The organism is Bradyrhizobium sp. 137 (assembly GCF_023074095.1).
Taxonomy (GTDB): Bacteria; Pseudomonadota; Alphaproteobacteria; order Rhizobiales; family Xanthobacteraceae; genus Bradyrhizobium.
Genome location: NZ_JADPKU010000028.1, coordinates 14,439 through 27,139 on the forward strand (window position 1 = coordinate 14,439; position 12,701 = coordinate 27,139).

Sequence of the window (12,701 nt, forward strand, 5' to 3'; positions counted from 1 at the left end):
TGCCGCGCTGATGAAAATCGACCCGATCCACCAGTTCAACATCGAGCCTCTCTTCACCCTGGGCCATATCGGCAATCATACGATCGCCTTCACCAATTCGTCGCTTTACATGCTGGTGGCGGTCGCGATCATCTCGATCCTGATGCTCGCCAGCGGCACGCAGCTGGTTCCCGGACGCCTCCAGTCCGTCGCTGAAATCTCCTACGAATTCGTCGCCTCGACCATCCGTTCGACGGCCGGCGCGGAAGGCATGAAGTTCTTCCCGCTGATCTTCTCGCTGTTCATGTTCATCTGCGTCTCGAATCTGGTGGGCATCATCCCCTATACCTTCACGGTGTCGAGCCACCTGATCGTCACCGCGGCGCTCGCGCTCTTGGTGTTCTTCACCGTCCTGATCTACGGCCTCTACAAGAACGGCCTGAAATTCTTCAAGATTTTCGTTCCCCACGGCGTCCCCATCTACATTCTGCCGCTGGTCATGTTCATCGAGATCCTGTCGTTCTTCCTGCGGCCGGTCTCCCACAGCGTCCGTCTCTTCGCCAACATGTTGGCCGGCCACATCGCGCTGAAGGTGTTCGCCGGCTTCGTCGCCATGCTCGGCTTCTCGCTCGGCGCCCTCGGCTGGGTCGGCGGCGTGCTGCCGCTGGCGCTCACGGTCGCGCTGACCTCGCTCGAGATCCTGGTCGCATTCCTTCAGGCCTATGTGTTCGCGATCCTGACCTGCATCTACCTCAACGACGCCATTCATCCGGGACACTGAGTTGTCCGGGGAATTTCCACCCAAAACCCAATCTTTCTTCCAAGGAGACTAAAATGGATCCGGCAGCAGCAAAACTTATCGGCGCGGGCATCGCGTGCATCGGCATGGGCGGTGCGGGCGTCGGCGTGGGCGTGATCTTCGGCAACTACCTCGCCGCAGCCGTTCGCAACCCGTCGGCCGCTCAGGGCCAGTTCGGCAACCTGATCTTCGGCTTCGCCGTGACCGAAGCGCTCGGCATCTTCTCGCTGCTGATCGCGCTGCTGCTGCTGTTCGTTCCGCTCTGAGAACGACGTTTTTTCGCGCCGTTCCAGGCTCTGGGACGGCGCGCGTGACAGCAACAGGAGAACTCCATGGCTGAGAGTCATGGCGGCGCGAAAGGTCCGGCGGGCGCTCACACCGAGGCTGACGGTGGTCACCATGGTGGCGGTTTTCCGCCGTTCGAGAGCAGCAGCTTTGCTTCACAGCTGGTGTCGCTCGCGATCTTCTTCGTCCTGCTTTACGTGATCGTGTCCAAGCTCGCTCTGCCGCGCATCGGCGGTGTGATCGAGGCGCGGCAGAACAAAATCGAGGGCGACCTCGCCGAAGCGCAGAAGCTGAGGGACCAGTCCGACGCAGCGCTGAAGGCCTATGAAAGCGAGCTCGCTTCGGCGCGCATGCGGGCGCAGGCGATCGGCAACGAATCCCGCGACAAGGCGAATGCGCAGGCGGACGCCGAGCGCAAGGCGCTGGAAGAGCAATTGGCGGCCAAGCTGGCCGGGGCGGAGAAGACCATCGCCTCGACCCGCGCCGCCGCCATGAGCAACGTCCGCGGCATCGCGGCGGATGCGGCAGGCCAGATCGTGCAGCAGCTCACGGGCGTCGTTCCCGACGCAGCGTCGGTCAATGCCGCGGTCGACGCGTCCTTGAAGGGTTAGTTGAGATGTTCTTCGAACCTGAATTTTGGGTCGCCGTCGCCTTCGTGATCCTGATGGTCGTGTTCGGCTATCTCGGGATCTTCAAGACGGCGATGGCCGCGCTTGACCATCGCGCCGATCGCATCAAGGCCGAGCTCGATGACGCGGCGCGTCTCAAGCAGGAGGCGGCCAAGGTGCTCGCCGACTACAAGGCGCGCCGTGCCATGGCCGAGCGCGAGGCTGCCGACATCATCGCCAATGCCAGAGCCGAAGCCGAGCGAATCGCAGCCGACGCCAAGGCGAAGATGGAAGACTTCGTCGCCCGCAGAACCAAGACCGCCGAGAGCAAGATCGCGCTCGCCGAGGCCCAGGCGCTGGCCGACGTCCGTGCCGCAGCCGCGGAAGCCGCCGTTCAGGCCGCTTCCACGATCCTGTCGCAGTCGGTCAAGGGCCAGGTCGCCGACGACCTGCTCGCCAGGGGCATCAACGAAGTCCGGCAGAAGCTGAACTGAGAACTCTGCCCTCACCACTCAAAAGCCGGCGCGATGAGCGCCGGCTTTTTGTTGGCCGATCTATAGCTACAAGTCCAGTGTCATGCCCCGCGCAGTCGGGGCATCCAGTACGCCGCGACCTCTCGATAGATCACTCACCTCTCTGGAATACTGGATCACCCGCCTTCGCGGTGATGACAGCCGTAATTGTAGTGACAGCCGAGCTTGAACCCTACTTCTTCTTCCGTCCCTTCGGCTCGGGCGCGAGCGCCTGCGGGTCGAAGCCGACATAGAAGATGTAGGTATCGGCGACCGCGGCCGAGGGCATCGGATAGGCCAGATCTTCGGCCACGAACGTGAACGGCACGCTGCCGCCCTCCGACATCGCGACCGTGGTCCGGTAGGCCTTCGAGGCGATCACCTTCTCGCCGACGCCGCCCTGCACCACGGCAACACGCAAGGGGACCTCGACGGTCGCAGGCGCGCCGGCGGGACCGGCGATGACACGGCCCTGGATTCCGATCCGCGCGGTGATATCACCGCCGCTCCGGGCGCATTCGCGCGCCATCTTGGTGATTGTGGCTTGGAAGCGGATGTCGTTGCCGACGGCCTGCTTGCCACCCGCGCCGACCGCGTAAGTCGAGGCGCCGGCGCGCACCGTGACCTGCGGGCAATCAACGTCGTCATCGGCCGGCTGGCCGGGCGCGGGCGCCGGCTTGGGCTGGGCCGGTTCGTCGGACTTGCCGCCGAACAGGCTCTTGAAGCGGTCGCTCAAGGACTGGGCCGCCACCGGCGAGACAGACGCGAGCGCAACCGACAACGTCAAAGCTGCCACCGTCCTCCGCCGCAACGCATTTCGCGACGACCGAAGCTCCTTCACCATCAACACCCATACTCCATGACAGCACAGCGCCGATCGCTGGCCGGCCCGCGCCGTTATATCGCCAAAATCGGCGAACCCAAGGCAGGCAGATTACGGCAGCAAACAAGGCGGGACGATCAAGACTTTGGCCGCAGGAGGTGGCAGCTCAACCGCGAAAATCCTCATGCAGCAGGCCGAACAGCAGGTGATCCTGCCAGATCCCGTTGATGCAGAGATAGCGGCGCGCCAGCCCCTCGCGCGAGAAGCCGCACTTCTCCAGCACCCGGATCGATGGTGCATTGGTGGGGATGCAAGCGGCCTCGACGCGGTGCAGATTGAGCTCGCCGAACAGCGTCGGCAGCAGCACCCGCAGCGCGGCGGTCATGTAGCCGCGATGGGCGTAGGGCTGCCCAACCCAATACCCGATGGTGCCGGCCTGCACGATGCCGCGCCGGACATTGGCCAGCGTGATGCCGCCGACCATGGCGCCGTCGAGCTCGCGGAAGATCAGAAAGGGATAGGAACGGTCCGCGGCAATGTCCTCGGAATAGCGGCGCAAGCGGCGGCGAAAGCCGGACCGGGTGAGATCGTCCGACGGCCAGATCGGCTCCCAGGGGGTGAGATAATCGCGGCTGCTTTCGCGCAAGTGAGCCCATTGCAGGAAGTCCGACATCTGCGGGGCGCGCAGCAACAGCCCGTTGCCGCGCGGCGCGAGGGCGGCGGGTCCACTGGATGGCAGGCGGAACAGGGCCATGGTGATGCTTCCCGGAGCGGGCGCCCCTTGCGCGGCGGCTCTTAATGCAGCCGCGCCTTGGCACGCGCCCGCGTCAATCCTTCCGCAAAAGATACCGCCGTGTCCAGACCCCTGCCACTGCCCAATGCAACAACCGCAGGGCGGCTGCGCGAAAGCAGCGCACGCGCGGCATCCCGGGTCGACTCGACGCTGACGGCGTCGATCCGGGCCACCAGCTCCTGCACCGTCTGCGGCCGGCCATAAGCCAGCACATGCCGGGCGAGCTGTTCGGCGCGGGAGGAGCAGCTCTCCAATGCCATCAGCAGGCCCGCCTTCATCTGCGCCTTGGCACGCGCGATCTCGGCCTCGGTCAGGGTCTCCACCGAATCATTCATGACATCGACCACGACCTCCATCATCTCCGGCGCGTCGGCGGGATCGGTGCCGGTGTAGAGGCCGAAGAAGCCGGTGTCGGTGTAGGGCGCGTGGAAGCTGTAGATGGAGTAGCAGAGGCCGCGCTTCTCGCGCACCTCCTGGAACAGCCGCGACGACATCCCGCCGCCGAGAATGTTGGTGAAGACCTGGAGCGAGAACAGCGACAGGTCGGTCTGCGGCACCCCTTCGAGCGCCAGCGTCAGATGCGCCTGCTCGAGTTCGCGGTGGACCACCTTGGCGCCGCCCTTGCCGAACTGGGCGGATTGCGGCTTCGGTCCCGGCGTCGCCTCAAAGCTCGCGAAGCGCTGCTCGACCTCGGCGACCACCTGCTTGTGATCGACCGCGCCGGCGGCGGCCACCACCATGTCGGGCCCGCGATAATGCGTCGACAGATAGCCGCGGAGCATGTCGCGGTTGAAGCCGCGCAGCGTCTTGGCGGTGCCGAGCAGCGAGCGGCCCATCGGCTGGTCGGGATAGCAGAGCTCGTTGAGATGCTCGAACACGACGTCGTCGGGTGTGTCCTGCGCAGCCCCGATCTCCTGCACGATGACGTTCTTCTCGCGCTCCAGCTCGTCCGGCTCGAAGGCAGGATTGGCGAGGATGTCGGCGAGCACGTCGAGCGCGAGCGGCACGTCGGCCTTCAGCACCCGCGCGTAATAGGACGTGGTCTCGGTCGAGGTGCCGGCATTGAGATCGCCGCCGACCGCCTCGATCTCCTCGACGATCTCGCGCGAGGAGCGCTTGGTCGTACCCTTGAACGCCATGTGCTCCAGGAGATGCGAGATGCCGTGCTCGTTCGGCTTCTCGTCGCGCCCGCCGACGCCGGCCCAGACGCCGAGCGCCGCAGTCTCGAGATGGGGCATTTTGTCGGTGACGACGGTCAGGCCGGAGGCAAGCTTGGAAATCTCGACGCTCATCCGGCAACTCCTTGCTTTGCGGCGCGGCTGACCGACAGCACGAACCGCTCGACCTCGGCCTGATCGTTCTTCATCACCTTCATGTGTTCGGATTTGGTCATCAATCCGTCGAGCCAGGCGGGCAGTTGCGGCCGCTGGCCGCAGGCCGCCTCGACGGCGTCGGGGAATTTGGCCGGATGGGCGGTAGAGAGCACGATGCTCGGGACCGTCGTGTCGGTGGTGTCGCGGTCGGCGACCGCGAGCGCCACCGCGGTATGGGGATCGACCAGCTCGCCCGCCTCGCGCCAAGCGGCGCGGATCGCGGCCGCGGTTTCGGTCTCGTCGGCACGGCCTGCGTCGAACGCCTCGCGGATCGCGGCCAGCGTCGCATCGGGCAGCACGAAACGCCCGGACTGCTTCAGTGAATCCATCAGACGGCGCACGCCGGCCGCATCGCGCCGGCCAGCCTCGAACAGCAGCCGCTCGAAATTCGACGAGATCTGGATGTCCATCGACGGCGACGCCGTGGCGTGCACTTCGCGCACCTCGTAGATCCCGGTCTTGAGCGTGCGGGCCAGGATGTCGTTGACGTTGGCGGCGATGTGCAGCGTACGCACCGGCAGCCCCATGCGCTTGGCGACGTAGCCGGCAAAGATGTCGCCGAAATTGCCGGTCGGCACGACGAAATCCACCGCGCGCGCCGGTGCACCGACGGCAACGGCCGACGTGAAATAGTAGACCACCTGGGCGACGATACGCGCCCAGTTGATCGAGTTGACGCCGGACAGGGACGTCGCATCGCGAAAGCGATGGTTGTTGAACATCCCCTTCACGAGCGCCTGGCAGTCGTCGAAGGTGCCTTCGACGGCGAGCGCGTGCACATTGGCCGCCCCGGTCGTCGTCATCATCCGCTGCTGCACCTCGGAGATGCGGCCATGCGGAAACAGCACGATGAGGTCAACATTCTCCAGACCCGCAAAGGCTTCGACCGCGGCGCCGCCGGTATCGCCGGAGGTTGCGACCACGATGGTGGTGCGCTGGCCGCGCTTGGCGAGCACATGGTCCATCAGCCGCGAGATCAGCTGCATCGCCACGTCCTTGAAGGCGAGCGTCGGGCCGTGGAACAGCTCGAGCACGAACTGATGCGGCGACATCTGGCGCAGCGGCACCACCGCGGGATGGCGGAAGGTGGCATAGGCCTCGTTGGCCATGCGGCCAAGCTCGGCGTCCGTGATCTCGCCGCCGGCGAAGGGACGAATCACGTCGACCGCGACCTCCCAATAGGCGCGGCCGAAGAAGCCGGCGATGGTCTGCGCCGAAAGCTGCGGCCAAACGGCCGGCACGTACAGCCCGCCATCGCGGGCTAGCCCGGTCAGCATCACGTCGCAGAAGCCGAGTTCGGGGGCTTCGCCCCGGGTCGAGATATAACGAGTCAAACTGCCCTCCAAAGGCCAACCGAGTCTGAGCTCGCTCGTTAAGCCTTTGATTTTACGAAATTACTTGTTAACAGCCAGAGGCTTTGAGCCACCATAAAGTGTTTTGCGGCATCGGGAAACCGCTTCCGCTCGCCCCGTGGCCCAATGAAAAAGGGCTGCGGCATTGCCGCAGCCCTTCTCTTGGAAGGTCTGTCGTTGTGTGCAGACCGGTTGCCTCGTCGGGTCGTTCGACCCGCTAAAACTGTTCACCCAAGCTTTCGTCAGCTGTCGTCAAATCGTCAAGAGCCAAAACGGCGGGCGGGGGAAGATGTTCCAGTTTTTCCCGGCGTGCTCCAGGCCTTCTTTCGCGGATATGAGCAATGACTTGCGTGATATTGCCGTCTTTTCCCTAACCCATGGCCTGCCTGAGGAACGAATGCCGTGGCGGCCGATTGGGTCGGCGGACGGTGCCGGCCATCGCCCATGCATTGCCCGGCCGATGGCGACGCCGATCCGTCGACCGAACCGCTGCCTCCTGGAGCAGCCGGTTCGGTCGTTGGCGGGAGGTCAATTCATCCCGATTTCCACTGCGATCCGGATCAGGTCGGAATGGTTCTTGGCCCCTAACTTCTGCTTGAGCAGGGACGTCGTGTTCGCGACAGTCTTGTAGGAGATGCCGAGCGCCTCGGCGACCTCGACGATTTTGTCGCCGCGTCCGAGCAGACGAAGAATCTCGAGCTCCCGCGGCGTCATCTGCGAGGCTGGATTGGCCTTGATTGCGGCACCGGAAAACGTCACGGCTTCCGCAAGCTGCGGAGAGATGAAATTATCGCCCGCGACCACTTTGCGCACCGCTTTCAGCAGGATCCTGGGATCGTCACCCTTGGAGACATAGCCTTGGGCCCCAAGCTCGACCGCCCGCACCACGAAGGCCGGATCATCGTTCATGCTGAACATGATGATCTTGGCGTCCGGATCGTCCTTCCGAATGCGTCGCATCAGCTCGAAGCCGGAGACATCAGGCAGGCTGATGTCGATCACGGTAACGTCGGGCCGCTTGCTGACATAGGCGCGGTGCCCGGATTTCGCATCGTTCGCCTCGTCGATACGGATCGACTGGTCGGACGCGAACAGGGTGCGGCAACCGGACAGCACCACAGGGTGGTCGTCGACGATCAGGACCTTGGTTGCCGGCTTGGCGGTATCTTGCATCGCAGGCTCACTTGCTTTCTCGACTCATAGACCGGCGGGAACAAATGGAAAGAGAGAATTCCGCCAAAACACGTTAGAATTGACCTAATGTGGCAACAACTCTCGTTCAGGACGCAACTGTTTCTTCCGCTCGGCGCGAGCCTTCTCGCGGCACTGATCCTCGGCGGCGTGCTGCTTCAGACCTTCGCAGGGGGCCAGCTCGTTGAGGAGAATGAGCCAGGCCGGCGTTCGACCCGGGCCATCGCCACCGCGCTCAACAACACGCTGCGCGCTTCGGACAATCCACGACGGACGCTCGATGCGTTTGTCCAATCGTTGGACACCTCCTCTGATATCCAATTCCGTTCCGTGGAAGCGGGTCCCGCGCGCTCCCCGAAGGACGACCCGCGCACGCCGCATAGCGTGCCGCAATGGTTCATCGACCTGATCACCATCCCCGAAATGGACGCGGCATCCCCGGTGACAATCGACGGCGAGCGTGTCGGCGATGTCGTCTTCGTGCCCGACCTATCCGCCGAGCTGTTCGAGAAATGGATCGGCTTCCTCGCGCTCACCGGCCTGATCGCCGGGCTAATGGCGCTTACCGGCACCATCGCCTACGTCCTGGCGGAGTCGGCGCTACGCCCCCTGCAACAGCTCGGCGAAGGACTCACGCGGATGCGACGCGGCGACTACACAAAACCGATCCCCGTGGCAGGGCCGCCGGAGATCCGGCAGAGCTGCGAGGTGGCGAACGCGCTGGCGGGCACGTTGGCGCAATTGAGCCAGGACAATCGCGACCTGTTGCATCGGCTGGTGTCGCTTCAGGACGATGAGCGGCGCGACCTCGCCCGCGAATTGCACGACGAACTCGGCCCGCTTCTGTTCGGCATCCGCGCCGGCGCGGTCGCGCTGATCGAGGCCGCGCCTGCCGTGGGAAATCTCGGCAATTCGGCGCAAGAGGTGCTGCAATCGGTCGAGGCGCTCCAGCAGGCCAACCGCCGTATTCTCGACCGGCTACGGCCGCTCTATGTTGAGGAACTGGGCCTCGCGACCAGCGTGCAGACACTGCTTCAAAACTTTCGCAAGCAGGCACCGCATATCGGTTTGACGGACACGATTGACCCCCGTCTCAACGGATTAGACGGGCCGCTGGCGCGGACCGTCTATCGGTTGATCCAGGAGGCGCTGACCAACGTGCTGCGCCATGCCAAAGCGAGCAACGCCCATGTGCAGACGACCATCACCGGCGAGACGCTCGTCATCGAGATCTCCGACGATGGCGGCGGCTTTCCCGCCGACAACGTCTTCGGCCGGGGCCTGACCGGCATGCATGAGCGCGTTCGCGCGCTCAGCGGATCGCTGTCACTGCTGCGCGCGAATGAACGAACCTATGTCCGATGCCGTCTTCCGGCTGCGCCGACCCGGGAGGCGCCGGTTTAGCTGAGCATGATCTTTTCGGAAAACCGCTACACACTTTTCCGGGTCATGCCCTAGCTAGCACGCGCAGCCAACATGCGCGTTCTGTCGCGCCGGCTCGCACAGCGTGCTGCGGATCTTGCCTTCCGTGCTGAAGCGAAACGAGGCGTGAATACGCAGCGCGCCAGCGATGGAATATTCGAGATCGACGCCGTCGGACCCTGGATCGATCTCTTCCAGCCTGAAGCCCGCCAACGACAGGGTGCCAAGTCGCGGTCTCCAATAGCTTTCGAGCTCGCTTCGGCCGCGATGGCGCTGCGTTCCGTTGCAGATGCATTCAAGCTCGGCGTCGTCCGCATATAGATCGAGCAGCGCCGCGAGGTCGCCCTTGCGGCAGGCATCTACCCAGTCAATGACAATTCCCATCTGGTCGAAATCGCTCACGCTGCAATCCTGTCCTGCCGCGGACACTAGTGGCGGCTTAGAACCACACTCGTGAATGTGCGCTGAACGGTAAAGCCCGGACGATACCGGGTTCCCTCGGTTGATCTACGGATGAGTTCGGTCTTGCCGCCCCCTCGCCCACACCGCGAAGGCGATCAGCAGGGCGCCTGCGAGCGTGAACCAGGTGATCGCGTATTGCAGGTGATCGTCTTTCAGATGCACGTCGAGCGGACCGGGACGTGGAACGCTGTTCTCGGGCACCGGCTGCTCGAGGTCGACATAGAACGGCGCAACCGTCCCCCAGCCGAGCGCGCTCGCGATTGCCAGATGATCGCGCACGAACCAGAGCCGCTTCTCGCGGTTCTCCGCAGGTGTCAGCCAGCCCGGTGCTTCCGGGAACCTGAGATAGCCGGTGAGCACGACCGGCTCGCCCGTGACGAGCTTCTTCACCGCGCGATCCTCGATGGCGCGATCCTGCATCGTGTTCTCGACGAAACCGGCATCGATCACGACCATCTCGCCGCTCGGAAGCCGCGCCGGCAGGAATGCCCAGGTGCCGGGACCGGAGGCGTCCTTGCGCACGGCCGAGCCGGAGGAATAAACCATCGCATCGGGCAGCGGGACGTAGGTTGCGGAGAAGCTGACGCGGCGGAATTCATCGCGCGCGGGATTGAGCGCCGCCCATTGCGCGGGCGCCGGAAGCGCGACCGGCGCGGCCGCAAGCCGTTCAGTGAGAGCAGCGATCAGCTCGTGCTTGGCTGTCCGGCGCTGCAATTGCCAGATGCCAAGTGCGACGAACACAGCCGTCAGGAGCAGCGTGAACAGCCCAAAGCCGGCCACGCGAGGCTTGCGCACGGTCCGGTTCATTTCGCGCGGTCGATGAGTCGGCCCGGCGCCGCCTTGTGGTGGAATTGCAGCGCGATCAGCAGCGACTTCATCGCGCGCAGCGGCAAAAGCGTGGTGGCGAGAATCAGCGGCAGCCAGAGCACCGCGTGCAGCCAGAACGGCGGCTGATACTTGACCTCGACGACGAGCGCGCAGCCGACCACGATCGCGCCGGCCAGCATGATGATGAAGATCGCCGGACCGTCACCGGTATCGATGAAAGCATAGTCGAGACCGCAGCGCTCGCAGCGAGGCGCGAGTGTCAGGAAGCCCGCATAGAGCTTGCCCTCGCCGCAGCGCGGACATTTGCAGGCGAGCCCGCGCAGCGCGCTTTGCAGGACCGTGGTTTCGGACTCGGATGGGCCGGCGGTGTCGTCCATGATGGCAATCTCTATCACAATTTCCGCCAAGGCTTCAGGCGGCCGGAAAGCGAAAGGGCGGCCCTGCGGCCGCCCTTTCTGAATCATCTGCCTCGCAGCTCAGTGCGCGCCGTGAGCCATGGTCTCGGCGCCGTGTCCCCAGACATAGATGCAAAGGAACAGGAACAGCCAAACCACGTCGACGAAGTGCCAGTACCAGGCGGCGAACTCGAAGCCGAGATGCTGGGTCGGCGTGAAGTGGCCGGCATAGGCGCGGAACAGGCAGACCAGCAGGAAGATGGTGCCGACCAGCACGTGGAAGCCATGGAAGCCGGTCGCCATGAAGAAGGTCGCGCCATAGACGTTGCCGCCGAACGAGAATGCCGCGTGGCTGTACTCATAGGCCTGCACGCAGGTGAAGAGCGCACCCAGCACGACGGTGAGGATCAGGCCGTATTTCAGGCCCTGACGGTCGTTCTCGAGCAGCGCATGGTGCGCCCAGGTCACTGTGGTGCCGGAGGTGAGCAGGATCAACGTGTTCAGGAGCGGCAGATGCCAGGGATCGAAGGTCTCGATGCCCTTCGGCGGCCAGGTGCCGGGAACGGAGCAGGCGCCGGCCTGGGTGCCAAGGCCGCAGCCGAACACCGCATCACGCGTGGCATGGACGGCGTCAGCCGGGAACAGCGCGGCGTTGAAATAGGCCCAGAACCAGGCCACGAAGAACATCACCTCGGAGGCGATGAACAGGATCATGCCGTAGCGGTGATGGAGCTGCACGACGCGGGTGTGGTCGCCCTTGTACTGGGCTTCCTTGATCACGTCGCCCCACCAGCTCGCCATGGTGTAGAGCACGCCGACGGTGCCCACACCGAACACGATCGGCGCAGCCGAGAACATGTGGTGCATCCAGGCGATCGCGCCAACCGCCATAATGAAGGCCGACAGCGAACCGACGGCCGGCCAGGGAGAGGGATCGACCAGATGGTAGTCGTGATGCTTGGTGTGCGCCGTTGCCATTTTGCGGTCTCTCTCCTCAATCCCGTGCCTGTCAGGCACTTATCCCCTTGCGTCCAATCCCCCGAGCGTGCGCCCGGCGATCAGAGATTTCCCTTGCGTTTGTCGTCATCACCCGATGCCAGCGGCTTCACCACAGGATCCTTCACCGAATAGAACGTGTAGGACAGCGTGATCGTGTTCAGCCCATCGTTCTCGCGATCCTCGGCGATCGACGGATCGACATAGAACACGACCGGCATTTCCCGCTTCTCGCCGGGCGCCATGGTCTGCTCGGTGAAGCAGAAGCAGTTGATCTTCTGGAAATATGACCCGACCGTCAGCGGCGCGACGTTATAGGCGGCCTGGCCCGCGGTGGTGCGCGCGGCCTGGTTCGTCACGGTGTAGTAGACCGTCGTCACCTGACCGATATTGACCTCGATCTCGCTCTGCTCGGGCTCGAACTTCCAGGGCAGGCCCGGCGCGACGTTGGAATCGAACCGCACCGAGATTTTTCGCGCGATCGGGCCGGTGGCCGGCGCGGAGGTCGCGACTTGGGTCGTGCCGTTGAAGCCGGTGGCGCGGCAGAACCAGTTGTAGAACGGCACCGCCGCGTAGGATGCCCCCACCATCAGCGCCACCACGCCGCCGCAGATCGAGGCGACCAGCGCATCGCGGCCAAGACCACCGATGCGGCCCTTGCCCGCCGTCCGGCTCTGATCCTGCGGTATGGTCGGCTCGTGATCCATGTTTCCTACATCGGCCGCACTAGAACGGCCGGCCCCTTGACCATGGTGACGGCGAAGAACAGCACCACGAGCACGCCGAGCGCCAAAGCAATGGCAATGGAGCGCTGACGACGGCTCTTCTTCTGCGCCTCGGTGAGGACGATTCCATCTGGCTCGGATTTGTCGGCCATCCCTGC

16 protein-coding genes are annotated in these 12,701 nt (G+C 64.3%); 5 read left to right on the top strand and 11 right to left on the bottom strand.

The window, feature by feature from the left end; genetic code table 11:
• Positions 1-10 precede the first annotated feature (10 nt).
• The 4 genes from IVA78_RS05400 (at position 11) to IVA78_RS05415 (ending at position 2,165) form a co-directional block, all read left to right on the top strand.
• Complete coding sequence (locus IVA78_RS05400) at positions 11-760, top strand: F0F1 ATP synthase subunit A (RefSeq protein ID WP_247281748.1); 750 nt, start codon at positions 11-13, stop codon at positions 758-760.
• A 53-nt stretch (positions 761-813) separates the two neighbouring features.
• Positions 814-1,044 carry a F0F1 ATP synthase subunit C gene (locus IVA78_RS05405; RefSeq protein WP_007599451.1) on the top strand — a complete coding sequence of 77 codons (231 nt, stop codon included), beginning with the start codon at positions 814-816 and terminating at the stop codon, positions 1,042-1,044.
• Positions 1,045-1,110: 66 nt separating this feature from the next.
• On the top strand, positions 1,111-1,674 hold the full coding sequence (locus IVA78_RS05410) for a F0F1 ATP synthase subunit B (protein ID WP_247421692.1): 564 nt from the start codon (positions 1,111-1,113) through the stop codon (positions 1,672-1,674).
• Positions 1,675-1,679: 5 nt separating this feature from the next.
• On the top strand, positions 1,680-2,165 hold the full coding sequence (locus IVA78_RS05415; RefSeq protein ID WP_247281750.1) for an ATP F0F1 synthase subunit B: 486 nt from the start codon (positions 1,680-1,682) through the stop codon (positions 2,163-2,165).
• 211 nt (positions 2,166-2,376) lie between these two features.
• Here the strand turns inward: IVA78_RS05415 and IVA78_RS05420 are convergent, their stop codons facing one another.
• The 5 genes from IVA78_RS05420 to IVA78_RS05440 all read right to left on the bottom strand — a co-directional run bounded on the left by IVA78_RS05420 (position 2,377) and on the right by IVA78_RS05440 (position 7,697).
• On the bottom strand, positions 2,377-3,027 hold the full coding sequence (locus IVA78_RS05420; protein ID WP_247421695.1) for a hypothetical protein: 651 nt from the start codon (positions 3,025-3,027) through the stop codon (positions 2,377-2,379).
• 145 nt (positions 3,028-3,172) lie between these two features.
• The gene (locus IVA78_RS05425) at positions 3,173-3,760 is read right to left on the bottom strand and encodes a GNAT family protein (RefSeq protein WP_247281752.1); all 588 of its coding nucleotides are present in this window, start codon (positions 3,758-3,760) and stop codon (positions 3,173-3,175) included.
• Between the two features lie 41 nt (positions 3,761-3,801).
• Positions 3,802-5,091 (bottom strand): pitrilysin family protein, encoded by a 1,290-nt coding sequence (locus IVA78_RS05430; protein WP_247281753.1) that lies wholly within the window; start codon positions 5,089-5,091, stop codon positions 3,802-3,804.
• Positions 5,088-6,506 carry a threonine synthase gene (gene thrC / locus IVA78_RS05435; protein WP_247281754.1) on the bottom strand — a complete coding sequence of 473 codons (1,419 nt, stop codon included), beginning with the start codon at positions 6,504-6,506 and terminating at the stop codon, positions 5,088-5,090. Before thrC ends, IVA78_RS05430 begins: the two co-directional genes overlap by 4 nt.
• Positions 6,507-7,052: 546 nt before the next feature.
• The gene (locus IVA78_RS05440; protein WP_247421698.1) at positions 7,053-7,697 is read right to left on the bottom strand and encodes a response regulator transcription factor; all 645 of its coding nucleotides are present in this window, start codon (positions 7,695-7,697) and stop codon (positions 7,053-7,055) included.
• An 87-nt stretch (positions 7,698-7,784) separates the two neighbouring features.
• On the opposite strand from IVA78_RS05440, the gene IVA78_RS05445 reads away from it, so the two are divergent.
• The gene (locus tag IVA78_RS05445) at positions 7,785-9,119 is read left to right on the top strand and encodes a histidine kinase (RefSeq protein ID WP_247421701.1); all 1,335 of its coding nucleotides are present in this window, start codon (positions 7,785-7,787) and stop codon (positions 9,117-9,119) included.
• Positions 9,120-9,173: 54 nt separating this feature from the next.
• On the opposite strand, the gene IVA78_RS05450 is transcribed toward IVA78_RS05445, so the two are convergent.
• The 6 genes from IVA78_RS05450 to IVA78_RS05475 form a co-directional block, all read right to left on the bottom strand.
• Complete coding sequence (locus IVA78_RS05450) at positions 9,174-9,539, bottom strand: nuclear transport factor 2 family protein (protein ID WP_247281757.1); 366 nt, start codon at positions 9,537-9,539, stop codon at positions 9,174-9,176.
• A 105-nt stretch (positions 9,540-9,644) separates the two neighbouring features.
• Positions 9,645-10,406 carry an SURF1 family cytochrome oxidase biogenesis protein gene (locus IVA78_RS05455; RefSeq protein ID WP_247421704.1) on the bottom strand — a complete coding sequence of 254 codons (762 nt, stop codon included), beginning with the start codon at positions 10,404-10,406 and terminating at the stop codon, positions 9,645-9,647.
• On the bottom strand, positions 10,403-10,804 hold the full coding sequence (locus IVA78_RS05460) for a DUF983 domain-containing protein (protein ID WP_247281759.1): 402 nt from the start codon (positions 10,802-10,804) through the stop codon (positions 10,403-10,405). The genes IVA78_RS05455 and IVA78_RS05460 overlap by 4 nt, the downstream gene beginning before the upstream one ends.
• Positions 10,805-10,903: 99 nt before the next feature.
• Positions 10,904-11,800 (bottom strand): cytochrome c oxidase subunit 3, encoded by an 897-nt coding sequence (locus tag IVA78_RS05465; RefSeq protein ID WP_247281760.1) that lies wholly within the window; start codon positions 11,798-11,800, stop codon positions 10,904-10,906.
• Positions 11,801-11,880: 80 nt separating this feature from the next.
• The gene (locus IVA78_RS05470; protein ID WP_247281761.1) at positions 11,881-12,525 is read right to left on the bottom strand and encodes a cytochrome c oxidase assembly protein; all 645 of its coding nucleotides are present in this window, start codon (positions 12,523-12,525) and stop codon (positions 11,881-11,883) included.
• Between the two features lie 5 nt (positions 12,526-12,530).
• Positions 12,531-12,695: a CoxF protein gene (locus IVA78_RS05475; protein WP_247281762.1), complete on the bottom strand. Its 165-nt coding sequence runs from the start codon at positions 12,693-12,695 to the stop codon at positions 12,531-12,533.
• Between the last annotated feature and the right edge of the window lie 6 nt (positions 12,696-12,701).